26 protein-coding genes are annotated in these 22,767 nt (G+C 39.6%); 23 read left to right on the top strand and 3 right to left on the bottom strand.

Annotation, left to right across the window (positions count from 1 at the left end):
• Window positions 1-132 precede the first annotated feature (132 nt).
• The 12 genes from ACTQ46_RS07190 to yqeC all read left to right on the top strand — a co-directional run bounded on the left by ACTQ46_RS07190 (window position 133) and on the right by yqeC (window position 11,256).
• A complete protein-coding gene (locus tag ACTQ46_RS07190) occupies window positions 133-858 on the top strand; it encodes a sirohydrochlorin cobaltochelatase (protein WP_441748476.1) in 726 nt (241 codons plus the stop codon).
• 171 nt (window positions 859-1,029) lie between these two features.
• Window positions 1,030-2,511 carry an aryl-sulfate sulfotransferase gene (locus ACTQ46_RS07185; protein ID WP_441748474.1) on the top strand — a complete coding sequence of 494 codons (1,482 nt, stop codon included), beginning with the start codon at window positions 1,030-1,032 and terminating at the stop codon, window positions 2,509-2,511.
• A 13-nt stretch (window positions 2,512-2,524) separates the two neighbouring features.
• Complete coding sequence (locus tag ACTQ46_RS07180) at window positions 2,525-3,541, top strand: ABC transporter substrate-binding protein (protein WP_441748473.1); 1,017 nt, start codon at window positions 2,525-2,527, stop codon at window positions 3,539-3,541.
• Window positions 3,538-4,305 (top strand): ABC transporter permease, encoded by a 768-nt coding sequence (locus ACTQ46_RS07175; protein WP_441748471.1) that lies wholly within the window; start codon window positions 3,538-3,540, stop codon window positions 4,303-4,305. The genes ACTQ46_RS07180 and ACTQ46_RS07175 overlap by 4 nt, the downstream gene beginning before the upstream one ends.
• Before the next feature lies 1 nt (window position 4,306).
• A complete protein-coding gene (locus ACTQ46_RS07170; RefSeq protein WP_441748469.1) occupies window positions 4,307-5,077 on the top strand; it encodes an ABC transporter ATP-binding protein in 771 nt (256 codons plus the stop codon).
• 22 nt (window positions 5,078-5,099) lie between these two features.
• Window positions 5,100-6,674, top strand: a complete 1,575-nt coding sequence (locus ACTQ46_RS07165) for a nitrite/sulfite reductase (RefSeq protein ID WP_441748467.1) — start codon at window positions 5,100-5,102, stop codon at window positions 6,672-6,674.
• 254 nt (window positions 6,675-6,928) lie between these two features.
• Window positions 6,929-7,819 carry an SDR family oxidoreductase gene (locus tag ACTQ46_RS07160; protein WP_441748465.1) on the top strand — a complete coding sequence of 297 codons (891 nt, stop codon included), beginning with the start codon at window positions 6,929-6,931 and terminating at the stop codon, window positions 7,817-7,819.
• A gap of 76 nt (window positions 7,820-7,895) precedes the next feature.
• Entirely contained in the window at window positions 7,896-8,360 is a 465-nt protein-coding gene (locus ACTQ46_RS07155; RefSeq protein WP_441748463.1) for a DUF421 domain-containing protein, read from the top strand.
• Between the two features lie 109 nt (window positions 8,361-8,469).
• The gene (locus ACTQ46_RS07150) at window positions 8,470-8,898 is read left to right on the top strand and encodes a GNAT family N-acetyltransferase (RefSeq protein WP_441748461.1); all 429 of its coding nucleotides are present in this window, start codon (window positions 8,470-8,472) and stop codon (window positions 8,896-8,898) included.
• A 112-nt stretch (window positions 8,899-9,010) separates the two neighbouring features.
• The gene (locus tag ACTQ46_RS07145; protein WP_441748459.1) at window positions 9,011-10,003 is read left to right on the top strand and encodes a pirin family protein; all 993 of its coding nucleotides are present in this window, start codon (window positions 9,011-9,013) and stop codon (window positions 10,001-10,003) included.
• A gap of 54 nt (window positions 10,004-10,057) precedes the next feature.
• Complete coding sequence (locus ACTQ46_RS07140) at window positions 10,058-10,495, top strand: hypothetical protein (protein WP_441748457.1); 438 nt, start codon at window positions 10,058-10,060, stop codon at window positions 10,493-10,495.
• A gap of 17 nt (window positions 10,496-10,512) precedes the next feature.
• Window positions 10,513-11,256 (top strand): selenium cofactor biosynthesis protein YqeC, encoded by a 744-nt coding sequence (gene yqeC / locus ACTQ46_RS07135; protein ID WP_441748455.1) that lies wholly within the window; start codon window positions 10,513-10,515, stop codon window positions 11,254-11,256.
• An 8-nt stretch (window positions 11,257-11,264) separates the two neighbouring features.
• On the opposite strand, the gene ACTQ46_RS07130 is transcribed toward yqeC, so the two are convergent.
• A complete protein-coding gene (locus ACTQ46_RS07130) occupies window positions 11,265-11,735 on the bottom strand; it encodes an HAD family hydrolase (RefSeq protein WP_441748453.1) in 471 nt (156 codons plus the stop codon).
• Window positions 11,736-11,855: 120 nt separating this feature from the next.
• Here ACTQ46_RS07130 and ACTQ46_RS07125 point away from each other — a divergent pair, with 120 nt between their 5' ends.
• Window positions 11,856-12,689 (top strand): DUF6612 family protein, encoded by an 834-nt coding sequence (locus ACTQ46_RS07125; protein WP_441748451.1) that lies wholly within the window; start codon window positions 11,856-11,858, stop codon window positions 12,687-12,689.
• A 466-nt stretch (window positions 12,690-13,155) separates the two neighbouring features.
• The gene (ndk, locus tag ACTQ46_RS07120) at window positions 13,156-13,551 is read left to right on the top strand and encodes a nucleoside-diphosphate kinase (RefSeq protein ID WP_441748449.1); all 396 of its coding nucleotides are present in this window, start codon (window positions 13,156-13,158) and stop codon (window positions 13,549-13,551) included.
• Between the two features lie 223 nt (window positions 13,552-13,774).
• Here ndk and ACTQ46_RS07115 read toward each other — a convergent pair whose 3' ends face one another.
• Together ACTQ46_RS07115 and ACTQ46_RS07110 are read right to left on the bottom strand one after the other, a co-directional pair.
• Window positions 13,775-14,791: an XdhC family protein gene (locus ACTQ46_RS07115; RefSeq protein ID WP_441748447.1), complete on the bottom strand. Its 1,017-nt coding sequence runs from the start codon at window positions 14,789-14,791 to the stop codon at window positions 13,775-13,777.
• A 90-nt stretch (window positions 14,792-14,881) separates the two neighbouring features.
• On the bottom strand, window positions 14,882-15,412 hold the full coding sequence (locus ACTQ46_RS07110; protein ID WP_441748446.1) for a helix-turn-helix domain-containing protein: 531 nt from the start codon (window positions 15,410-15,412) through the stop codon (window positions 14,882-14,884).
• 188 nt (window positions 15,413-15,600) lie between these two features.
• Between ACTQ46_RS07110 and modA the strand changes: the two genes are divergently transcribed.
• The 9 genes from modA to ACTQ46_RS07065 all read left to right on the top strand — a co-directional run bounded on the left by modA (window position 15,601) and on the right by ACTQ46_RS07065 (window position 22,494).
• On the top strand, window positions 15,601-16,419 hold the full coding sequence (gene modA, locus ACTQ46_RS07105; protein WP_441748444.1) for a molybdate ABC transporter substrate-binding protein: 819 nt from the start codon (window positions 15,601-15,603) through the stop codon (window positions 16,417-16,419).
• A gap of 16 nt (window positions 16,420-16,435) precedes the next feature.
• Window positions 16,436-17,098: a molybdate ABC transporter permease subunit gene (gene modB, locus ACTQ46_RS07100; protein ID WP_441748442.1), complete on the top strand. Its 663-nt coding sequence runs from the start codon at window positions 16,436-16,438 to the stop codon at window positions 17,096-17,098.
• A complete protein-coding gene (locus tag ACTQ46_RS07095) occupies window positions 17,095-17,733 on the top strand; it encodes an ATP-binding cassette domain-containing protein (RefSeq protein WP_441748440.1) in 639 nt (212 codons plus the stop codon). Before modB ends, ACTQ46_RS07095 begins: the two co-directional genes overlap by 4 nt.
• A 342-nt stretch (window positions 17,734-18,075) precedes the next feature.
• Window positions 18,076-18,660 carry a flavodoxin family protein gene (locus tag ACTQ46_RS07090; protein ID WP_441748438.1) on the top strand — a complete coding sequence of 195 codons (585 nt, stop codon included), beginning with the start codon at window positions 18,076-18,078 and terminating at the stop codon, window positions 18,658-18,660.
• Window positions 18,661-18,885: 225 nt separating this feature from the next.
• A complete protein-coding gene (locus ACTQ46_RS07085; protein WP_441748436.1) occupies window positions 18,886-19,245 on the top strand; it encodes a four helix bundle protein in 360 nt (119 codons plus the stop codon).
• Between the two features lie 629 nt (window positions 19,246-19,874).
• Window positions 19,875-20,525, top strand: coding sequence for a TlpA disulfide reductase family protein (locus ACTQ46_RS07080; RefSeq protein ID WP_441748434.1), 651 nt, complete (start codon window positions 19,875-19,877; stop codon window positions 20,523-20,525).
• Window positions 20,500-20,655 (top strand): CD1871A family CXXC motif-containing protein, encoded by a 156-nt coding sequence (locus ACTQ46_RS07075; protein ID WP_441748432.1) that lies wholly within the window; start codon window positions 20,500-20,502, stop codon window positions 20,653-20,655. Before ACTQ46_RS07080 ends, ACTQ46_RS07075 begins: the two co-directional genes overlap by 26 nt.
• 1 nt (window position 20,656) lies before the next feature.
• Window positions 20,657-21,526, top strand: a complete 870-nt coding sequence (locus tag ACTQ46_RS07070) for a 4Fe-4S binding protein (protein ID WP_441748431.1) — start codon at window positions 20,657-20,659, stop codon at window positions 21,524-21,526.
• A 53-nt stretch (window positions 21,527-21,579) separates the two neighbouring features.
• On the top strand, window positions 21,580-22,494 hold the full coding sequence (locus ACTQ46_RS07065) for an NAD(P)/FAD-dependent oxidoreductase (protein ID WP_441748430.1): 915 nt from the start codon (window positions 21,580-21,582) through the stop codon (window positions 22,492-22,494).
• The last annotated feature ends 273 nt before the right edge of the window (window positions 22,495-22,767 follow it).

Genomic DNA, 22,767 nt, shown 5'->3' with positions numbered 1-22,767 from the left:
TCCTGTGGAAATATCTGCTTTATTAAAATCTTTGAGAGTAATAAAAATGTTTTGAATATCCATGTATCACCTTTTAAATTCTTTATTCTAGTAAAGAGATATGCCATAATAGACAAAAGAAAGGAGAATATTATGAAAAAAGCAGTCCTTTTACTGTCCTATGGCAGTTTGAATGCAGAGCGGCTGGTTGAAAAGTACGAGTCTGTCCTTCAAAGTTTAAAGGAAAAATACAAAGGATATGATTTTTATCTTACCTATTCCAGTAAAAAAATACATGAGGAACATGAAAATATTCATAAAAACCCTCGAGAAAAAGTTCTGCAGCTGAAAGAGGAAGGATATGGGGAGATTCTCGTTGTTCCTGCACTTTTGTTTTTTGGAACAAATTATACTGATTTAAAAGAAGTGTTGAGCGGTTTCCATATCCCGATAGGAGTTCCCTTGTTATCTTTGAAAGAAAACATGGATCTCTTCTTGAAGTCCTATTCAAAAACAGAAGGAAAACTTCTCTTGATTGCCCATAGACCTGCATCTTCTGAGGGAGAAAAACAAGTTCTAGAGATCAATAGATATTTAAAGAAAAAATGTCCATCAATGCAGATATTCTTTTTTTCCCCCATCGAGGAAAAAGAGATCTATGATTTTTTGGGAGAAGATAATAAAGCTTCTCTTTATCCTTTATTTGTATATTCGAATTATCATTTGACTAAAGATATATTATATCCGAAGAGTCCTTTAAATAAAATTCTATGTAAAAAACACAACATAAAATTCATCGGCAAAACGCTTATCGATGAGCCCTTCTTTATAGAGATGATCCTTCATTCTATCGAAAAGCTAAAGAAAAGTCTTTTATAGGCTTTTCTTTTTTTGAGAAGAATTATTTTACAAAAGGAGGGCCTTGCTGTATAATCATATTTAATAAATATGACATACATAACATACCTGCTAACATGGATATGTTTTCTATGGCTATTATAACATATTTAAGGCAAAGTAATAGAGGAAATTTATGAGGAGGAGTTTTATATGGGTCATCCCACAGTTTATCCAACAGGAAGCACGATTTACAATAAAGAGAAAGCCTATAGCGGCTATACAATATTTCCGTCGATTAAAGGAGCGTTGTTAATCGATATGAATGGAAATGAGGTTCAGTTATGGGAAGGCTTGCAGGGATTTCCAAACAAAATTCTTCCAGGAGGATTTGTTTTAGGGTCAACAGGGGAAAGAAATCCAAGATACTCTTATCAAGATCAAAAGGATTTGGTTCAAGTGGATTTCGATGGAAACATTGTATGGAAATTCAACAAAACAGAAGAAGTGGAAGATCCGGGAGATGAAAAGTATTTCTGTGCCAGACAGCATCACGATTTTCAAAGAGAAGGATCAGGAACGGGCTATTATTCGCCGAAAGAGGAACCTCTTACAGACCGGGGCAACACAATTTTATTAGTTCACGAGGATGTACATAAACCAGAAATCTCCGACAAAAGGCTTCTAGACGATAAGATTATAGAAGTGAATTGGGATGGGGAAATTATCTGGGAATGGAAAGCCAGCGATCATTTCGAAGAGTTTGGTTTTGACGAAGATGCGAAAAAAGCCCTTTATGCTGATCCGAATTATAAAGAATATAAAGACGGGTCCGGTTCTGGAGACTGGATGCATATCAACAGCTTGTCTGTTCTAGGACCGAACAAATGGTATGACCAGGGAGATGAACGATTCCATCCGGATAATCTGATTTGGGATGCTAGAAATTCAAATGTTTTAGCGATTATAAGCAAAGAAACAGGCGAAGTAGTTTGGAAGTTAGGTCCGGATTTTGATGAAAACGAAAAAACAAAAGAAATCGGATGGATTATCGGACAGCATCATCTTCATATGATTCCAAGAGGACTTCCGGGAGAAGGAAACCTTCTCGTTTTTGACAACGGAGGCTGGGGAGGCTACGGAGCGGGTAATCCGGGATGCAGAAACGGTGTAAACAACGCCATCAGAGACACATCAAGGGTTTTAGAAATAGATCCAGCTACATTGGAAGTGGTATGGCAGTATACAGGAGAAGAAGCCGGTAATCTAAGATTTGACGCTTATAAATTCTACAGTCCTTATATTAGCTCTGCACAAAGGCTTCCGAACGGAAATACTTTAATAACCGAAGGTTCCGACGGAAGGCTGATCGAAGTGACAAAAGATCATGAAATTGTTTGGGAGTATATCAACCCATATTATAAAAACTTAAAGAATCACCGTTTGAATATGGTTTATAGAGCATACCGTGTCCCATATGAGTGGGTACCTCAATTAGAAAAACCGGAAGAAATATCCATCGAACCTGTCGATGTGTCTAGTTTTAGAGTAAAGAACGCATCACCGGGAGAAGGAACCGGAAAAGTCACTTCAGTTGAAGGGGTAGATCCGAAGGTGAAAAAGGTAACAGGCATGGGAGAAGAAGAGGCGGAAGAGGAAGTAGTGAACTTTTGTGTAACATCTTTTGGGAAATAAAAGGAGCGGGCTTATGATAAAGAAACTGCTGATCCTTTTATCGCTGATTTTTGCAGCCGGCTGTTCTTCCAATGCCGCAGGAGAGAAAACGGCGGAAGGACTGGAGATCATAAAAATCGGCTATCCTTCCTCTGGAGGAAACTGGCAAGGAGGAACATTAGCTGTTGCGGATCATTACGGCTATTTAAACGAAGAACTTGAGCCGTTAGGGTATAAGGCGGAAGTTGTGGGATATCTAGGAGCGGCACCGGAAATTCAAGAAAGTATATTGGCCGGAGATCTGCAGTATACAACTTACGCCGCCATGGCTGCAGTTTTAGGAAAGGCCAACGGTATGAATACAACACTTATAAATATCGATGGAAAGAGACCGGCATGGGAACTTGCCGCTTCTAAAAATTCCGGTATCGAAAAAGCAGGAGATTTGAGAGGAAAGACTATAGCCTATCAAAGAGGAACAGCAGTGCAGGAATACATCTTTAAAATCTTAGAAGACGCCGGAATTTCTTCTGAGGAAGTGGAGCTTGTAAATATGAATGTTCCAGAAGGAATTTCAGCTCTAATCACAAATGCAGTGGATGCCTGCGTAGTGAGTATGGGACAGGACGAAGCGATCCTTAAAGAAGGGGGAAAGATTATTCATTCCAGTTCCGAAGAAGACAAAAACAGATACTGGGATTTGTTTGCCTTTGTAGGGGAATCTGATTTTGTAAAGGAACATCCGGAAGTAACGGAAGCTGTGATCCGAGCAGAATTTAGAGCGCGAGATAAAATCATGGAAAATCCGGAAGCTTTCTACGAGCTTTACGAAGAGGCCAGCGGATTCAGCAAACACTATGTAGACAAAGCTGTACGCACAGAAGAATTGAAAGAACGTTACCCTCTCAATATTACAGAAGAGAATATAGAGCAGATGAAAGAGATCGAACAGTTTCTTCTGAAGAGCGATTTTATACAAAGAACGGTTGATTATGATGATTTTATAGATAGCAGGTATTTAAATAAGATAAAAGAGGAGCAAAAGGAATGAGTGAACGTTCAAAAAAATTCAACTACTGGACCCTGGGGATGATCCTGCCTATAACCATCCTAGCCGCCTGGTTTATTGTGGCGGAAAGCGGCAGTGTTTCTTTCTTAATGCTTCCGCCTATCGGCGATGTAATAAACAGAGCTTTGGAGCATATAGCTTCCGGACAGCTGTTTAACGATATCGGCGTGAGTACATTAAGGGTTTTAAAAGGATATTTCCTGGCGTTGATATTCGGAGTCGTTTTAGGCGTTGCTATGGGGGTCAACTCTAAAGCAAACCGTTTCTTTATGGTTACCTTTACAGCGATTCGCCAAGTCCCTATGCTTGCCTGGATTCCTCTTCTTATAATGTGGTTTGGAATCGGAGAAACATCGAAAATAATCGTCATCTTTCTTGCAGCCTATTTTCCCATCCTTGTTAATACGATAAATGGTGTAGAACAAACAGATCAAAAACTCATAGAAGTAGGAAAGATTTATCAGCTGAGCCGATGGAAAATATTCAAGGATATTTACCTTCCCTCTGCACTTCCTCATATCTTTGCAGGAATGAAAATCGGAGTGTCTTCTGCTTGGATGGCTTTAGTTGGAGCAGAAATGATAGCAGCAGTCTCTGGAATCGGATTTCGACTAAACGATGCGAGAAGTCTTTTGGACTCCAGTACACTATTTGTAGGAATTATAAGTATTGCGGTTGTAGGATTTGTTATGGATTATATTATTCAGCTGATTGCAAAAAGAGCTATGCCGTGGGCGAGGGATTAAAATGAAAAAATTAGATATATTTGAATTAAACAAGTCCTTTGAAATAAATAACAGAAAGATTCCTGTACTTCAAGGAGTAGATTTCGATATCGAAGAGGGAGAGTTTATTGTAATTGTAGGGCAGAGCGGCTGCGGAAAAAGCACACTATTAAAAATTATTCTTGGAATAGAGACTGCAACTGAGGGGTTTGTTTTAAAAGATGGAGAGAAAATCACAGGTCCGGATACGGACAGGGGCATGATCTTTCAGGAACATCGCCTGTTTCCATGGAAAACCATAAAAGATAATATTCTTATCGGGAAGAAAAGCAGGAATTCGAAAGAGTTGGAAAAAGAGCTGGATTATTATCTGGATCTTGTGAAATTATCCGAGTTTAAAGAAGCTTATCCGAAGCAGCTTTCAGGGGGAATGAGCCAGAGAGCCGCTATCGCCAGAGCTTTGATCAACAAACCGGAGATCCTTCTCCTTGACGAGCCCTTCGGAGCCTTAGACGCCTTAACAAAAATCGAGCTGCAAAAAGAAATTACAAAAATCTGGAAAGAAGCCGGCATGACGATGATTATGGTAACCCATGATATCGAAGAGGCGGTTTATTTGGCAGACAGAGTAATCGTAATGGATCGAAGACCCGGCAGAATAAAAAGTATTATCCCCATTGAACTGCCCAGAGAAAGAGACCGGGGAAGCGCAGAGTTTGGATATTATACGAAAAAAATCTATGACTATTTCTTTGAAGAAGCAAAAAGAAATGAGATTGAGTTTAATATATAAATACATGCAGGAGAGGGATAAAATGTTTATACCAGCAGAATATACAGAAAAATATATAGAGAATTACCGGAAAAAAATAAAGGAGTATGCTCTAAAAGGCGAAGAGGAGCTGAAGTTTAAAAGCTTCGGCGCTATAACAGGAGTTTATCAGGAAAGAAGCGGAGAGACGTATATGGTCCGCCCGAGAACTCCAGCAGGGATGATTGAGACAGCCCAGCTGAAAGCCGTTAGCAAAATCGCTTCAAAATACGGAAAAAGACAGATTCGTTTTACAACACGCCAAGATATCCAGTTCCATACAGTAGCATTGGAAGACACGATAAAAGTGATCGAAGAATTAAAAAAGGTTAATGTTTATACGGTAGGAACAGGTGGAGACTCTGCGAGAAATGTTGCCTGCTCTCCTCTATCAGGGTTGGATAAAGAGGAAACCTTTGACGTAACACCCTATGCTTTGGCTAGTACGAATTATATTGTAAAAGATGAAAACAGTGTAAAACTTCCCCGGAAACTGAAGCTCGCCTTTTCCAGTTCAAAAGATGACACGGGAAATACAGCTTTCGCGGACCTCGGCTTTATCGCTGAACAGGAAGAAGGAAAAGAAAAGCTCCGAGTCTTTATCGGCGGAGGATACGGAGGAGGATCCAGACTTGCGATAGAGCTTAAAGAAAAAATTGATCCGAAAGATACACTCTATTATGCCGAGGCGGTGAAAGAATTTTTCTTTAAGGAAGGAGATCGGCAAAACAGAGGGAAAGCAAGGCTTCGCCATTTAGTCAAAAAATACGGAGAAGAAGATTTTCTTCGAAGATTTTACGATTATTTGGAAGAAGCGAAAAAACGAGGTCTTGATCTAGATACAGAGGCTATGAAATTCGAAGAAAAAGAAAATTCGAAAACTTCTGGAAAAGAAATAGATTTTCAAAGCAGCAAAGTCTTAGAAACAAAATTTCCTGGAATATATGGAGTTTATGTTCATCCTAGAAAAGGAAAACTGGCAACGTCGGATTTAAATAAAATAATCCGCTATATAGAAAGTCTAAGCTATGAAATTTCTATCCGATTGACTCCGACTCAAGGGTTTATTCTAAGAGGTATTCGAGGGGAAGAGGTGGAGAAGCTTTTAGAGATTATAGATCCTTTTACATCAGAATATCCAATGGATAATTCCTTAGTCTGTGTAGGGGCGGATACCTGCAGAACAGGAATCGGCTCTTCTCAAAAACTTTTTCAAAGAATCTTAAACAAATTCAGAAATGCAGATCATTCTATAAAAACACAGCTTCCTAAACTTTATATCTCAGGATGCCCCAGTTCCTGCGGACAGCATCTTCGGGGAGAAATCGGATTTTCCGGCAAGATGAAGAAAATAGACGGCGAAATGGAGTCGGTATATGTTCTTTATACAGGAGGAGCTGTAGGAGAAAATAGAAAACTGGCAGAAAAACGAGGAGAGATTACAGCTCAGGAACTACCATCTTTTTTATATCAGCTGGCAGAGCTTAAAAGAAATACCGGGATCAAAAGGTTCAGCGATTTTTTAGATTCAAAGGAACAAGAAATACAAGAGTTAATAGAGAAGTATGCTGTTTGTTAAGAAAAATAGAAGAGAAGGGATCTAAAAAGATCAGGGCCCTTCAAAGAGCGGGCATTACTGAAAAATTTGGACACTTTTATTCACTATAAAACAAGAAGAATTTTGCAGTTCTTACTATTAAAAATAAAGGGAGTCTGTTTTATACAGTCTCTTTTTTAAATGTAAAAATATTATTGAAATAAAAAAATGTTTAGAAATAGACTCTGAGGATATATATAACTTAATTGGAAAAAGAAAACTGCAGGAGGAAGAAGATGAAAAAACCGAATTTGATCGATCCGAGAACTTTATATAAACATACGAAATTTAAAGATCAAGAGCAGGATACACCGGCACTTCAGGATGAAATGATGCCGGAACCGGACTGCGGAGAAGAAAGCTATAAGGGCAGCGGAAAGCTTGAAAACAGAAATGCTCTTATTACCGGAGGAGATTCTGGAATCGGCAGAGCGGCAGCTATTGCTTACGCGAGAGAAGGTGCAAATGTTGCGATTCAGTTTTATCCAGGAGAAGAACAGGATGCAGAAGAAGTAAAAGAGCTGATCGAAAAAGAAGGGGTTAAGTCTCTCCTTTTACCCTATGACTTGAGAAAGGAAAAAGCGGCAGCAAAAATAGTAGAAGATACAGTGGAGGCTTTCGGCCAGCTGGATATACTTGTTCTAAATGCAGGACAGCAGATCGCTCAAGAATCTTTATCGGAGCTTTCTATGGAGCAGATAGAGGATACATTTAAAGTGAACATCATCAGTATGTTCGAATCTGTAAAGGCCGCTGAAAAATATCTTCCAGCAGGAAGTACTATTGTAACAACGACTTCTGTCCAAGCTACAAATCCAAGCACCCATCTCATGGATTATGCAGCGACAAAAGGAGCGATTACGAATTTTACAATAAATCTTGCAAAATATTTTGCAGAAAAGGGAATTCGGGTAAACGGCGTAGCTCCAGGTCCTATCTGGACACCGCTTCAGCTCGATGACGGTCAGCCTGATGGGGTGATTCCAAAATTCGGACAAAGCTCGCTCTTAGAACGAGCTGGACAGCCGGCAGAACTTGCTCATGTCTATGTCTATCTGGCATCCAACGAATCCAGTTATGTTACAGCCCAAATATACGGGGTAACTGGAGGAGAAGCGATTAATTAATTTAAAAGAAGCACTAAAATAACAGAGGAAAACCCCTCTGTTATTTTGTTCTTTAAAAAAGAGTTGGAGGAAAAGAATGGAAGTTTTAATAGAGTATGGCGGAATAGTTCTAAGGACGGTTGGATTATATCTTTTAATTGTATTTATTATACGTTTTTTTGGGCGAAAAGAGATGGGGAACTTAAGTGTGCCAGATCTTGTTTTTGTTCTTTTAATAGCAGAATTGACAGCCCCTTCTATGCTGGGAGGAAATGAGACGATATTTGGAGGAGGGATAGCTTTCATAGCTATTTTTCTTGCCAATAAGATTTTAGATATGATTATGTTTTATTCTCCAGCTTTAAGAGATAAAGTATCCGCTAATCCTGTGATGGTGATTTACAAAGGGGAAATAAAGCAGGACAGCTTAGAGAAATTGAAACTATCTAAAAAAGAACTCTATGAAATATTGCGGGAACATGGAGAAGTCAGCGAAGAAAATATAAAATACGGTATTATGGAAGGAGACGGTTCTTTCAGCGTAATTAAAGAGAAATCGTAATGAAGACGGTTTAAAGAGCGGGTTCTTCTGTTCATTACCTTCCCTTCTTATTTGGTATATAATATAAAGTAGTATTATTCCTAAACAGAAGAGGGGGATGGTGTTGTAAATGGTGCGGAAGTTAAAAAAGAAAGATATTCCTGAAGTGATGGAAATCTGGCTGGAGCAGAATATAAAAGCCCATTCCTTTATAGAAAAAGACTATTGGATCAAGATGGCATCGGAAGTGGAAAAAGAAATTCGAAATGCCGAGGTGTATATCTATGAAAAAGAAGATCATATCAGAGGTTTTATCGGATTGAAGAATAATAGGATAGAAGGTCTTTTTGTGGATAAAAAATGGCAGTTTAAAGGGATTGGCAAGAAGCTGATGAAAAAGGCGAAATCAAAACGAAAGAAATTAAGAGCTTATGTGTATAAGAAAAACAAAGATGCGATCCATTTTTATCTAGGAGAGGGTTTTTCCTGTATAAAAGTACAGCAGGATGTAGATACGGGAGAAGAAGAGTATCTTATGAAATGGAAAGGTAAGGATTGAAGTCTTTCAAAGAGATGAATTCGATTTATTCAAAATATCTTGGGTAAATATAATTGTAATGTATATATGAATGAATTAAATATGAACGATAGAAAATAGAAAGGATGTAATCATGTCAGCGATTATTGAAAATAACGAGTTTACATTTAGAGAGAATCCCAGAGATCCTTGGGTTGGGAAATTTCATCATATTGACTATTACCCCGAGGGTGATGGCATCGAGCAGGTAAAAAAAGAAGATATGGAAGGTCATACTCCAGGGAAAGATTTAGATCATGATCTGGATTTTAGACTGTATTACGGCGACCGCAGACCAGGATTCCCGGTTCATAGCCATAGAGGATTCGAAACAGTATCTATTGTTTTAGACGGATGGGTGGACCATCATGACTCCCATGGAGATCATGGAAGATATTCAGCAGGAGATGTGCAGTGGATGACGGCAGGAAACGGCATCCGCCACACAGAAATGTTTCCTTTAGTTAATATCAACAAGCCGAATCGTACAGAACTGTTCCAACTATGGCTAAGTTTGCCAAGCTGGAACAAATTAGTAGACTGCGATTATAAAATGTTTTGGAGAGAAGATATTCCAGTAGTTGAGAAAGATGGAGTGAAAGTCAAAGTCATCACTGGGAATTTTAACGGAGAAGAAGGGCCAAAAGCGACAGAAAGCTCTTGGGCATACGATGAAAGAAGTCATTTTAGAATCCTTCTGTTAGATTTAGCTCCGAATTCCGAAGTAGCTATCAACGGTGTTAGTTCAACGTTGAATCGTAATCTATATCCTTATGAAGGAGAATATGTATTTATCGATGAGGATAAAGTGGAAGGCAAAAGAAGTCTGAAGTTAAAAGGAGACGCTGATTTTGTGATTCGAACAGAAGACAGCCCTTCAAGACTGCTGCTTTTAGAAGCAGAACCTTTGAATGAACCGATTATCAACGATGGACCGATGATTATGAATACAATGGAAGAAGTCCTACAGGGATACCGGGATTATTGGGAAAATCAATACGGCGGATGGCCTTGGGATGAGAGAGATCCGCTTCATGAAGTAGGAACCGGAAGAGTTTCCAGCAGAGGGGAAAATCCTAAAGAATAATTTTGAAGAGAACTCGGAGCGATTGCCTCCGGGTTTTTGCATAAGGAGTATTTTATGAGAAATAATGAGTTGTTTATGAGTTACAAATTAGGAAATTTAGTTGGGTTTAAAAATATTTATTCGAGAGCCTTTTCCCATAAGGCGGAAGAGTTCGAAGCAGAATTTAGATCACAGGCAGAACCTCTCTGGATCCAGCTGGAAATCGAAAAGGATTTAAGGGACGAAGATTTAGCAGTAATCAGTTTAGGGTCAAAATCACCCTATCATACAAACAGCTATATGCTGGGATTATATTCTTATGGAGTGTTCACCAGCAAAAACAAAGACAATCCCTATAGCCGAAAAGTTAAAGAACTGGCTGAGGAGTTGGGAATAGATGAAAATATTGCCGACTATTTTTACGAGATGGAAGCATCTGGACTGGAAGAACGCATTCTATATTACTCCACTACGGTCCGCATAGGACTTGAAAAATTAGAAAAGGAATTATAATCTCAGAGGGAGAAGATATGAATCTAGCAAAGAGACTGGAAATTATAGAAGGGGATAAAAAAGTCATCTCCATTGCAGGAGGCGGCGGCAAGACAACGACGATGAAACGTTTAGCCAGAGAGCTTGCAGAAGAAGGACGGAAAGTTCTTGTAACGACTACCACAGCCATGATGATGCCGGAAGAAGGAGACTATGACTTCTTTTTAATAGAAGAAGAAATAAGAGAAGATCATAGTATACTAAAGAATTCTGCAGAATCTGGGAAAATCACAGTCTTAATCGGTTCAATGGTACGCATTGATAAAGTGAAAGGTGTTGAAATGTCTTTCATAGATAAAATGAAAGACATGAATATCTTCGATCATATTCTAGTAGAAACAGACGGAGCCAGAAGAAAACCGATCAAAGCTCCTAGGGAAGACGAACCTTTAAACCCTTATACGACAGACCTTGTTATCGGGGTGGTTGGACTAGACAGTCTAGGAAAGAAAATCGAAGAAGAGAATGTTCACCGTGTAGAAATATTCAAAAAAATTCTAGGCATTCAGGATGAAAAGTTTATCGACGAAGAGATCGTTGCTAAACTTGTTCTCCATCCCCAAGGACTATTTAAAAACGCTTCCGGTAAAGAAAAAGTACTTATTCTAAATAAAGCCGACGACTTGATTCTTAGAGAAAGAGGAGAGAGGATACGAAATATTGTGCAGAAAAAAAACGCCCCTATCAAAGACATTCTGGTAATGAGTTTAATAGGGGAGTAATTTGAATGTTATTTCCGCATCGTTGCGATAATGCGGTTTGGTTTTAAGAATAAATCCAAGGCGTCGTGGATACTAGACACACAGATATCTGTAAAGGAAAAGAGGCTGGAGTAAATTCCTTCTTCTCCCATGACGCCGATTGCAACACGTGCTTCTCGCATCATTTTATGGTCATTAAACCCGTTTCCGATAACGGCAGTTCGGACTGGGTTTAATTGTCTGAGAATATTTTTCTTTTCTTCTGACACATTCTTTCCATCGAAAGCCCGAACTTCGATAGGAACATTTTTGAGCTGCTCTTTTATAGTACAGTTGGTATCGGCAGAAACAACAGTAATATCAACAATTTTAAACAGTTCAGCCAGTTTATCCGCTATGCCTTCGTGAAGGATTCCGTCAACTGCAAGAGTTCCATTAAAATCAATTAAAATATTTTCGATCTTTACATTATCATGTCCTGGTATTAAGAAATTCAACATAGAATCACCATCCTTAAAGATAGTATACTGAAAAAAATAGATTATAGCGATAAGAGATTCTCTGCATCAAGAGAAGACATTGATTTCTATGTTATAATAATCAAAATAGGAGGGATTAGTATGAAAAAATATATAAAAATAATACTTATGCTGGCTTTGGTTATCGGTATCTCTGCAGGATGCCAAGGGATAAGCAAACCGGAAAATGCACAGGAGCTAGTAACAAAATCTCAAGAAGAACTAAAAAAGAAAACGTCTTACACCGCCGAATATACGATGGATATGACCATGAATATAGCAGGCCAAAGTTTGAAAACAAACGCTGCAGGCAATATGAAACAGATTACAGAAAATATGCTGACGGAATTGGATATGACGATGGACTTAGGAACCTCTTCTCAAGGAAACGATCAGCAGCAGATGAAAATGAAAATGTTCACGGAACAAAATCCTGAGAACAAAGACGAACTGATCACGTATTCAAACATCGCCGACAAGTGGACAAAAGATGTGGTTTCATTGAAAGATTCAAAGGGTGTGAATATGGAAGACTCTATGTCCAGAATGCTGGAACAAAACAAAGATGCCTTTACCTTACAGGAAGAAACAGCAGAAGTTGGCGGCAAGGAGGTCTATACCATTACAGGAACGCTTCCAGCAGAAGCCATCAGCAGTATGACAGCGAACACCCCTGTAGATGGACAGAACATGAAGTTTAATGAAGATATGAAAGTAAACACAACCTACTATTACGATAAAGAAACTCTTCTTCCAGTACAAGCTGTAGTCAATGTTCCAAATATGAAAATGGAGATCGACTTGGGAGTAGAAGGAGTAGAGCCTCAAAGCCTGGATATGACTATGAATGTGTTAATGAACTACACAGGCTTCGATAATGTAGAATCCATCACCATCCCGGATGAAGCAAAGAATGCAGAAATGAGAGCGCAATAAAAAAGAAAGAGCTTAAAAAGAAAGTGTGTAGTGTGAAAGAGGGGAGAGGGGAGTTAAGGAAGGAAAGTGCAAGAACGGCACCTTCCTTTTTTTTGAAAAAATGGAAGAAAGTTTAATATAAAGCAGGGAATGAAATGAACAGATTCTGAGTTATCCGGAAGGGATTATGTATAGGATTTTTACAAGATTAAAAAGATTTTTAAAAGATTAATAAAAATAATAATTCATTCTAAAAATATACAGATAAGCAAATAATCGATTTATCTTAATTTTAGCATTTACTGCTAAATTGTAAAAATTATGGCTTAAATGGTGTTTTCTGTTTTTTTAACAGAAAAGAACCAAGCTTCATGTTTCTACTATTCCCTCCCCCTCCCCCTCTTATACTCCACACTTCCCATCAATTATGATAAACTAAATTTGTATATGCATTTATACATAATTTAATAGGAGATAGGAGAGAAAAATGGAGAAGACTTTAGTATTGTTAAAGCCTGAAATTGTTAAACGAGGACTTATGGGGAAATTGATTTCCATCTATGAAGAAAAAGGTTTAACAGTTGAAGAGATGAAGCTGATTCTGCCAACAAGAGAGCTTTTAGAAGAACATTATGCAGAGCATAAAGAAAAACCTTTTTTTGAAAGTTTAGTAGAGTATATGTCAAGCGGGAAAGTCTGTGCTATGGAAATTCAAGGAGAAGGTGCCATTCAAATCGTTCGAACACTTAACGGGAAAACGAATCCACTCGAAGCCGATGCAGGAAGCATCCGCGGCAGATTCGCATTATCAAAATCCGTAAATGCAGTCCACTCCTCCGACTGTCCAGAAAGCGCTGAAAGAGAGTTGAATCTTTGGTTCTAGAAAGATAGGCGGGATTGCTAAAGCAACCCAGGCGGCATGCCTAAAGGCAGCCAGGCTCTAGGCGACACACCTTGCGGCGGTCAGGTAGACATAAAAATGGAGATGAAGACTACAAGTCTTCATCTCCATTTTTATGTCTTTTCCTAGGCCGCGAAGCGATCCTGCCTGGGTCCCTGAGGGATCCCGCCTAATGCCTAGGTGCCGAAGGCATCCTGCCTATCTCTTACATCTTCTCTATAAAAACTCTCATCTTGCCGCCGCAGACACTGCTGGTTTCCCATGCTTCTACATTGGTCATGTCATGGTAATGGAAAAGGGGAGAGCCGGTTTTCATAACTTCCTTTGCTTCGTCCAAAACTCGTCTTTCCATCTTTCCGCCCCCTACAGTTCCATAAAACTCGCCGTTTGCTGCTACCAACATTTTAGCACCTAGATCTCTTGGAGCTGAGCCTCTTCTCTCAACTACAGTCGCCATAACGTATTCCCCTTCCGGGTTTTCCTGCATGATTTCGACGATTTTTGAGATATATCCTTTTTCCGTAACTTTTGTATTTTTCACTTGAATGATTTCTGCAAGGATGGATACTGCGATTTCAAAAGGAGTATTGGCTTTGATGGGAAGTCCGATAGGGGTGTGTATTTTTTCCCACTGTTCTTCCGTAAATCCCTTTTCTAAAAAACGTTCATGATAATGGCGGATACGATGGCGGCTTCCGATCATTCCTATATAGCCGAAAGGTTTTTCGATAATATTCTCAAGGCAAACTTCGTCGGAGGAATGTCCTTGAGTTACGATAATAAAGTATGTATTTTCATCGCTTTCAATACTTTTTGTAAGTTCATCATAGTTTCCGATGACCACTTTATCTGCTCCTGCACCGTAAGCCCATTCGTCGAAACCTTCTCTGTCGTCATAAACGGTTACATGCATTTCCATCTCTTTTAGTAATTTGATTACAGGCAGGGAAACATGGCCTGCTCCGAAGATAATCACATTAATATCCGGATTTAGAACTTCTAATATAAGAGTCTGGTCTTCCAGTTCAAGCTTTCTGCTTTTTTGAATATCTTTAATAGAATTTTCTAAACCGGCAAAATAATCTCGGTTCCCATCGGTTTGAAAAAGAGTATTATCTTTATAAATGGCCTTTGTTCCTAAGCCTTCCCCTTCTAAAATCGTAAGGATTTTAATATTCTCTTTCGGATCGAGATGGGAAATTTCTTGATTGATACTTTTCATAGTTTTTTCTCTCCATTGTTATTCTTATAAAATATATTATAAAGGTATCCTATCATATTGCAAGCATTATTTAAAGAAAAAGATAAGGAGTTAGAAAACTTCTACACTCATTACTTTAAAGAAAAGATAGAGTTCTTTGTCAATACGGATATCAAACTCTTTTAAAGAAGATTTTGTAATAGAAGCATCTATAGAAAGACCCCCAGCATCAGAAGGAAGATATAGGGTCACAAATACCTGATTCTCTTCTTCCGTTGTAGAAGTGACAATACCTTTAAAGCAGTTTCGTGCAGTAGTATGAACTTTTTCATTGGAAAGAAAGATCGCTTCAGGGGGGATATGAATCTGGACATCCCCTGCTAAAGGAGTCGAAACTAAAATCTCAAGTCCGTTGATAAGAAATGCTTTCCCGCTATCCGTATCCTTTACAGTGCCGCTTAGAACATTTCTGCCGCTGCCTTGTTTTTTTAAGAAGCGATCTAGCTGCTGTTCGGAAATTCTTAAGCTTCTTCCGATACGGTGAGCCTCCAAATCTCCTCGTTTTATCATTTCATAAACAGTATATTTAGAAATTTTTAAGATTTCCCCAAGTTCTTCAGGAGTGTATAATGCATCTTTCATAAGTAGAACCTTCCTTTCTATACTCCTAGTATAACAAAAAAGGGAATTCAAATTGTAATGACAAAAAAATTCTTAAAAAGAACGCTATGCAAATATTTACATAACACTTGACAGAATAGAACAAGACCATTAAAATTGATTTAGTATAGTTTAATTAGTTTTAGTACATATTAGGAGGGTTAATTAAAATGAGATCATTGAGAAAAGCGGCGGCTATCATGATATTATGCTTTAGTATAATATTCTTAGCAGGCTGCGGACAACAGAAAGAAGAACAGCCGGCAGATCCTTCGGCAAAGTCAGATGAAAAGCAGACGGTAAATGTTTTTGCAGCAGTCAGTTTAACAGATGCTCTTGAGGAAATCAAAACAAACTACGATCAAGCAAATAATACAAATCTTGTCTTTAATCTCGGAGGAAGCGGCACCTTACGGCAGCAGATCGAAGAGGGAGCAGAGTGCGACTTGTTTATCTTTGCAGCCAAAAACCACGTGGATACCTTAGAAAAAGCGGGACAGCTGGCAGAAGGAACTAGAACCGACTTGTTGACAAATTCCTTAGTTCTGATTGGAAAAGCAGAGCTTCAGGGCCAAGAGGGCAAAGAAGCAAAAGACATTCTAACACAGGAAGCGATACAGTCCATTGCCTTAGGAGAACCGGAAACAGTACCTGCAGGGCAATATGCAGAACAGTCTTTAGAAAAGCTAGGTGTTTTGGAGAATGTGAGATCTAAAATCAACTACGCAAAAGACGTTCGACAAGTATTGGACTATGTGGATACAGGAAATTCAGATGTAGGAGCTGTTTACAAATCGGATTCGCTAAAGCTAAAAACAGGCAAAGTTTTAGCTGTATTTCCAGAAGATACCCATGACAAAATCGTCTATCCCATGGCGCTTATAAAAGACAGCAAAAATCAAGAAGCCGCAAAAAAATTCGCCGAATATTTGAAATCAGAGGAAGCAAAAACCGTATTTGAAAAACATGGATTCAATGCAGCAAAATAAAAAAAGGAGGATTGTTATGATAGAACCCATTCTTTTGTCGATAAGGATTGCTGCCATAGCAACCCTCTTTTCTGGCGTAATAGGCACGGTACTTGCCTACTCTTTAAATAAAAAAGATTCATTTATAAAAGACTTTCTAGAAGTCCTGATTATCCTTCCCATGATCCTTCCTCCTTCCGTAACGGGCTATCTACTTCTGATCCTTATTGGAAAAAGAGGTCCGGTGGGAGCCTTTCTTCTTGAAAACTTCGACTATTCTATCGTCTTTACATGGATAGCTGCTGTTTTAGCAGCAGCGATCGTCTCACTTCCTTTAATGTATCAAAATGCGAAGGCAGCATTTCAGGGAGTGGATGAGGACTATATAAAAATAGCGAGAACGTTAGGGGCATCCGAGAGAAGGATCTTTTTTACCATTACCCTTCCCTTGGCAAAAGCAGGGCTGATCTCGGGAATTGTATTAACCTTTGCTAGATCCGCCGGGGAGTTCGGAGCGACCTTAATGGTTGCAGGAAATATCCCGGGAAAAACGCAAACCATCCCTACAGCGATCTACTTTGCGAATCAAAGAGGAGATAATGCTACCGCAAATATTCTGGTAGGGATCATGGTCGCCTTCAGCTTTGTTTTGATATTTACTCTTAACCGCTGGACAAAGAAACGCGAGGACCGCTTATGATATCTTTTAAAATAAAAAAACAATTAGATCATTTTCTCCTGGAAGCAGAGTATGCTTTCGGTTCCGGAGTCCTCGTCTTAGACGGAAAGTCCGGAGCGGGAAAGACCACCATACTCAACTGCATCTCAGGACTTGTAGACCCGGATGAAGGAGAAGTTCGGATTCACGACCATAAAGTATTCGACTCCAAAGACTATACAAATGTCCCAACAAGAGACCGAAATATCGGCTATGTGTTTCAAGGATATGCTTTGTTTCCTCATCTTAATATCTATGAAAATATCATCTACGGACTAAAAGCAAGAAAGAAAAATATAGATAAAGAAAAGGTCCATGAAACCATGAGACTCTTAGGAATAGAACATTTATCGGATAAAAGAACAAAGGCGATATCCGGCGGCGAAAAACAAAGAGCCGCCTTGGCGAGAGTCCTCGTAACAGAACCGGATATTTTATTATTAGACGAACCCTTTTCCGCCTTGGATATCGAAACAAAAGAATCCATCTATCCTATCTTCGACCGAATAAAAGAAAACTATAATCTCCCCATGATCCTAGTAAGCCACAACCCCCTAGAAAGAGACCGCTTCGCCGACCATTGGATCCATATAGAGGAAGGGAAGGTTAGGGGCTAGGCGGGATTGCTGATGGGCCCAGGCAGGATGCCTTCGGCACCTAGGCTTTAGGCGGCACACCTACGGTGGCCAGGGAGGAATAGGTGGGATTGCTTCGCAATCTAAGCGGATACTTTTGGTACTCAAGGACTAAGCAATACTCCTGCAGAGGGAAGAAAAGCAAGTGAAAAGAACGAATAGGATAAGGAGAAGGCTGCTGAAAGCATCTATCTCCTTTCTTTCTTCTAGGTCGCGGAGCGATCCTGCCTAGAGCCTGGGTTGCGAAGCAATCCCGCCTAGATGCCAAAGGCTTCTGCCTAATTCCCTTCCAAATGGGTATAAAGGATAAAAGGGGGAATCAACGTGAAAAAGATTGGAATTATTGTAAGCGGTTATCGCAAGAAAAATACATATGCTTTAGTGGAAAGTTATAAAAAAGGTGCTGAAGAAGCGGGACATGAAGTGAAGGAATTGTTTTTAAAGAGTTTCGACTTAAGACCTTGTACAGGATGCGAGTCCTGTTATACGACTGGAAAATGTGTCATCAAAGATGAGATGCATAATTTTTACGATCTAATCGATGAATCCGATATATTAGTTTTGGCATCGCCGATTTACTTTTATATGTTTACCTCCGACATGAAACTTCTTTTCGATAGAGCACAGCCTTACTGGTCTATGAAAGATGCAGCAGGAGGAAAGCAAGAAAAGAAAAAAGAACTGATCTACATCTCTACCAACGGACAACCTTATCAAATGGATGCCTACCATGCAACCTTCAAACCCATCCGTATGTTCTGCGGATCCATCTTAGCAAAATACAAAGGAAATTACCTCGTATCGAATACAGATAGAAACCCGGTTAAAGAACGAATAGATCTTTTAGAAGAGATCTTTGAAATAGGGAAAAGTTCCGAGAATTTGATCTCTTTTGAGAAGCATTATTAGGGAAGAGAGAGGCAGGATTGCTGTCGCAGCCCAGGCAGGATGCCTTCGGCACCTAGGCTTTAGGCGGCACACCTACGGTGGCCAGGGAGGGATAGGCGGGTTTGCTTCACAATCTAAGCGGATACTTATGGTTCTCAGGACTAAGCACCATAGCAACAACGGATAGAATGAGACAAGCGAGACTGCTTTCTAACTTAACGAAATATAGTTAATGAAGGAGTTTTTGTGTTGAATAACTATACTGATTTGGTTGTATGGCAGAGGGCTATGGACTTATTGGAAGAGATTTATAAACTTGTGAAAATTTTACCTCCAGATGAAAGGTTTTCATTAGCAGATCAAATGAGACGAGCTGCAGTATCTATTCCTTCGAATATAGCTGAAGGGAAAGGTCGAGAGAGCAAAAAGGAATTTATTAGATTTTTACTAATCGCTTTAGGATCGAAGAATGAATTAGAAACACAACTTTATATTTGTCTAAGAGTTGGATATTTAAGCAAAGATGAAATTTTACAAGCTTTAAATTTATGTGATGAAATAGGAAGAATGACGAATAAACTTCTGAGAATATTAAAGAATGAGTAGGGAAGAGAGAGACGGGATAGCTGGGCAACCCAGGCGGGATGCCTTTGGCACCCAGGCATTAGGCGGCACACCTGCGGTGGCCAGGAAGGGATAGGCGAGAATTGCTGACGCAATCTAAGTAGGATGCTTTATTTACTTAGGAACGAAGCGATACTCTTGCAGCGGTAAGGTAAGCAAGTAAAAATAACTAATACGATAAGGAGAAGTATGCTAAAAGCATCTATCTCCTTTTTCATTTCTAGGTCGCGGAGCGATCCTGTCTAGAGCCTAGGTTGCGAAGCAATCCTGCCTAGATGCCAAGGGCATCAGCCTTACTTCTAGGTCGCGGAGCGATCCTGTCTAGAGCCTAGGTTGCGAAGCAATCCTACCTAGATGCCAAGGGCATCAGCCTTACTTCTAGGTCGCGGAGCGTTCCTGCCTAGAGCCTGGGTTGCGAAGCAATCCCGCCTAGATGCCAAAGGCGAAAAAGTTCACACTCCCTACTCCCTATTTTCTAAAATCTGCTCCCTATCTTCTAGCCCTCCAAAATCATTGCTAAATTCCCTTACTTTCATTACAATAATAGAACATCAATCCTACTATAGCTCACGAACAATTGCTATATATAAGGAAGAGAAAAGGAGAAATAGATGAAAAAACGGATATTTACATTTATGATAATGGCAGCAGCGCTGTCGGTGACGGCTTGTCAGCAGGAAAAAGAGGAAACACCGAATATTGCCTTAGAGCAGCAGGCTGAAACGCCGAAAGAAAATACAGAAACAACAGAAACGAAGGAAAATATAGAACAAAACACAACAAAGGAACCGGTGAGTTTAGAAGAGCGTGCTTTTATGGAGTTCGAAGCTCAGGATCTTTCAGGTGAAACGGTAAACCAGGATGTTTTTAAGGATAAAAAGCTTACGATGGTGAATATCTGGGGGACGTTCTGCGGACCTTGTATCGAAGAAATGCCTTATTTAGGAGAGCTAAACAAGGAATATCAAGATAAAGGCTTTCAAATAGTAGGTGTTGTGGCAGACGGAATCGATCAGGAAATGAATATCGATCCGACACAGGTAGAAAAGGCAAAAGGCATGGTGGAACAAACGGGAGCGGATTATCTTCACATTCTTCCTACAAAGGATCTTATCGAAAAGAAACTGATCTATACTCAGGTTATTCCGGAAACGATCTTTGTGGACAGTACAGGCCAACAAATAGGCGATCCTGTAGTAGGATCTAACGATAAAGCAGGATGGAGTAAAATTATCGATGAAAAACTTGCTGAAATTCAGTAAAAACAAAATAGGTGCAGCTGTTCTTGTCTTAGGGGCACTTTTTCTTGGATTAGGATATTCTCAAGGAGGTGTGATGGTAGTTTTCCGAAAAGCTGCAGCTATCTGCTTGGAATGTGTAGGGATCGGTTAAGATGAAAATAAACAGCTATCGATTATGGATACAAATGGTTTATTCTGCCGTCAGCAACGGTTACTTAAAAGGATTTGCCGAAGGAAGAATCTTTACAGGCAAATCAAAAGGAGTCTGTTTTCCGGGGTTGAACTGCTATTCCTGTCCTGGAGCTTTGGCAGCTTGTCCCATCGGCGCATTGCAGGCGGAACTAACAGAACAGGGATTCCGATTTCCATTTTATGCATTGGGGTTTTTAACAGTATTCGCAGCTCTTTTTGGAAGAGTAATCTGCGGATTCCTTTGTCCCTTCGGACTGTTTCAGGATCTGCTGGATAAAATCCCCTTTTCAAAAAAGATAAAAAGACTTCCCGGAGAAAAAATCTTTCGGATGGGAAAATTTGTGATGCTGATTCTTTTCGTGATACTTCTTCCCATGCTGGTGCTGGATATTGTAGGACAGGGAAGTCCATGGTTCTGCAAGTATATCTGTCCATCAGGAACCTTGTCGGGAGCGTTTCTTCTAATTAAAAATCCTCTTTTAAGAAACACCTTGGGATTTTTATACGCATGGAAGATGTTTATCCTTGTAGCAATAACCCTTCTTTCCATTGTATTATATCGGCCTTTCTGCAGATACTTATGTCCTTTGGGAGGATTTTACGGGATCTTTAATCCTATTTCCCTTTTCAGATATAGAATAGAAGAGAAGGACTGTATACACTGCGGAGTCTGCGAAAAAACTTGTCCTTTTGAAATCCCAGTATACGGCAAACCGAATGCCATCGACTGCATACGATGCGGAAGATGTGTAGATGCTTGTCCTACGGGATGTATTCGAGTTGTAAAGCCTTTTGTTGCAGAAAAAAAGAAGGAAACCCAGAAAGCATAGAGAAAAAGCATAAATCGGGTATCTATACCTGTAAAGAATATTAGGAGGTAAAAATGGAAACTCAAAAAATATATGATTCAATTATTATCGGTGCAGGGAGTGCAGGTATTGCCGCTGCTATCTATCTAAAAAGAAAAGGAAGAGAAATCGTTCTTTTAGGGGAAGCTCCCGGCGGACAGATGATGGATACAGCAGAGATTGAAAACTATCCGGGATTTAGTTCTATTCAAGGATTCGAATTAACAGAAAAAATGGAACAGCATATAAACTCTCTTGGAATAGAAATGACCTATGCTCATGTAGAATCCATTCAAAAAGCGGAAGACTTCGAAGTGAATATCGGAAGCGAAGTCTTAAAAGGAAAGACTCTTATTATCGCCACAGGGGCTAGAAGAAGACTTTTAAATGTACCCGGCGAAGAAGAATATAAAGGACGGGGAGTTGCTTACTGCAGTATCTGCGATGCGCCTTTCTATAGAGACAAAAAAGTAGTCGTAGCCGGAGGGGGTAACTCGGGAGTAGAAGCAGCGATGGATCTTGAGAAAGTAGCTTCTGAAGTTGTTTTAGTAGAAAGAGGAGAACTAAAAGCGGATAAAATTCTTTTAGAACGTATCGCTTCCTTAGAAAAAATCAAAACAAAGACAAATACCGACATCCTCGAAGTAGAAGGAGACCGTACGGTAGAGAATATAAAAGTAAAAGACCGTAATACTGGCGAAGAATACGGTATTCCAGCAGATGGAATCTTCGTGGAAATAGGTCTTATTCCGAATTCCGAAATAGCAGAAGGTTTTGTTGAGCTAAACGAACGAAAAGAAATCATAGTAGACAGTATCAACAAAACAAATGTTGAAGGCGTATATGCCTGCGGAGATGTCACAAACGGAGCCTACAAACAAGTAGTCATCGCAGCAGGAGAAGGAGCGAAAGCGGCATTGTCCTGTGATGATTATTTGAATAGGATGTAGGGGATAGGCGGGATTGCTGATGCAACCCAGGCTTTAGGCGGCACAAGCGGTGACCAGGGAAAGTAAAGGATAGGGAATAGGTTATAGGTTTTAGGGAATAGGGATGGTTGAAAATGCAGAGCATTTTCTTCATAAACTCCACTCTTTCACTCTCTCACACTCTGGTGTTAGTATAAAATAGTGGACACCATAAGTGAGACACAATACAATCTAGATATAGAAAGGGTGTGTATCACAATGTCCTCTAAAGGTAAAAGATATACTAATGATTTC

This window comes from Gallicola sp. Sow4_E12 (genome assembly GCF_052116305.1).
Lineage (GTDB): Bacteria > Bacillota > Clostridia > Tissierellales > Peptoniphilaceae > JBQKLI01.
The sequence above is the reverse complement of the archived record's forward strand: the minus strand, read 5'-3'. Positions and strand labels throughout refer to the sequence as shown.

What these genes read in the sequence shown, in the direction of transcription:
- ACTQ46_RS07190 (WP_441748476.1), top strand. Translation starts at nt 133, where the DNA reads ATGAAAAAAGCAGTCCTTTTACTGTCCTATGGCAGTTTGAATGCAGAG.
- ACTQ46_RS07185 (WP_441748474.1), top strand. Translation starts at nt 1,030, where the DNA reads ATGGGTCATCCCACAGTTTATCCAACAGGAAGCACGATTTACAATAAA.
- ACTQ46_RS07180 (WP_441748473.1), top strand. Translation starts at nt 2,525, where the DNA reads ATGATAAAGAAACTGCTGATCCTTTTATCGCTGATTTTTGCAGCCGGC.
- ACTQ46_RS07175 (WP_441748471.1), top strand. Translation starts at nt 3,538, where the DNA reads ATGAGTGAACGTTCAAAAAAATTCAACTACTGGACCCTGGGGATGATC.
- ACTQ46_RS07170 (WP_441748469.1), top strand. Translation starts at nt 4,307, where the DNA reads ATGAAAAAATTAGATATATTTGAATTAAACAAGTCCTTTGAAATAAAT.
- ACTQ46_RS07165 (WP_441748467.1), top strand. Translation starts at nt 5,100, where the DNA reads ATGTTTATACCAGCAGAATATACAGAAAAATATATAGAGAATTACCGG.
- ACTQ46_RS07160 (WP_441748465.1), top strand. Translation starts at nt 6,929, where the DNA reads ATGAAAAAACCGAATTTGATCGATCCGAGAACTTTATATAAACATACG.
- ACTQ46_RS07155 (WP_441748463.1), top strand. Translation starts at nt 7,896, where the DNA reads ATGGAAGTTTTAATAGAGTATGGCGGAATAGTTCTAAGGACGGTTGGA.
- ACTQ46_RS07150 (WP_441748461.1), top strand. Translation starts at nt 8,470, where the DNA reads ATGGTGCGGAAGTTAAAAAAGAAAGATATTCCTGAAGTGATGGAAATC.
- ACTQ46_RS07145 (WP_441748459.1), top strand. Translation starts at nt 9,011, where the DNA reads ATGTCAGCGATTATTGAAAATAACGAGTTTACATTTAGAGAGAATCCC.
- ACTQ46_RS07140 (WP_441748457.1), top strand. Translation starts at nt 10,058, where the DNA reads ATGAGAAATAATGAGTTGTTTATGAGTTACAAATTAGGAAATTTAGTT.
- yqeC (WP_441748455.1), top strand. Translation starts at nt 10,513, where the DNA reads ATGAATCTAGCAAAGAGACTGGAAATTATAGAAGGGGATAAAAAAGTC.
- ACTQ46_RS07130 (WP_441748453.1), bottom strand. Translation starts at nt 11,735, where the DNA reads ATGTTGAATTTCTTAATACCAGGACATGATAATGTAAAGATCGAAAAT.
- ACTQ46_RS07125 (WP_441748451.1), top strand. Translation starts at nt 11,856, where the DNA reads ATGAAAAAATATATAAAAATAATACTTATGCTGGCTTTGGTTATCGGT.
- ndk (WP_441748449.1), top strand. Translation starts at nt 13,156, where the DNA reads ATGGAGAAGACTTTAGTATTGTTAAAGCCTGAAATTGTTAAACGAGGA.
- ACTQ46_RS07115 (WP_441748447.1), bottom strand. Translation starts at nt 14,791, where the DNA reads ATGAAAAGTATCAATCAAGAAATTTCCCATCTCGATCCGAAAGAGAAT.
- ACTQ46_RS07110 (WP_441748446.1), bottom strand. Translation starts at nt 15,412, where the DNA reads ATGAAAGATGCATTATACACTCCTGAAGAACTTGGGGAAATCTTAAAA.
- modA (WP_441748444.1), top strand. Translation starts at nt 15,601, where the DNA reads ATGAGATCATTGAGAAAAGCGGCGGCTATCATGATATTATGCTTTAGT.
- modB (WP_441748442.1), top strand. Translation starts at nt 16,436, where the DNA reads ATGATAGAACCCATTCTTTTGTCGATAAGGATTGCTGCCATAGCAACC.
- ACTQ46_RS07095 (WP_441748440.1), top strand. Translation starts at nt 17,095, where the DNA reads ATGATATCTTTTAAAATAAAAAAACAATTAGATCATTTTCTCCTGGAA.
- ACTQ46_RS07080 (WP_441748434.1), top strand. Translation starts at nt 19,875, where the DNA reads ATGAAAAAACGGATATTTACATTTATGATAATGGCAGCAGCGCTGTCG.
- ACTQ46_RS07075 (WP_441748432.1), top strand. Translation starts at nt 20,500, where the DNA reads ATGAAAAACTTGCTGAAATTCAGTAAAAACAAAATAGGTGCAGCTGTT.
- ACTQ46_RS07070 (WP_441748431.1), top strand. Translation starts at nt 20,657, where the DNA reads ATGAAAATAAACAGCTATCGATTATGGATACAAATGGTTTATTCTGCC.
- ACTQ46_RS07065 (WP_441748430.1), top strand. Translation starts at nt 21,580, where the DNA reads ATGGAAACTCAAAAAATATATGATTCAATTATTATCGGTGCAGGGAGT.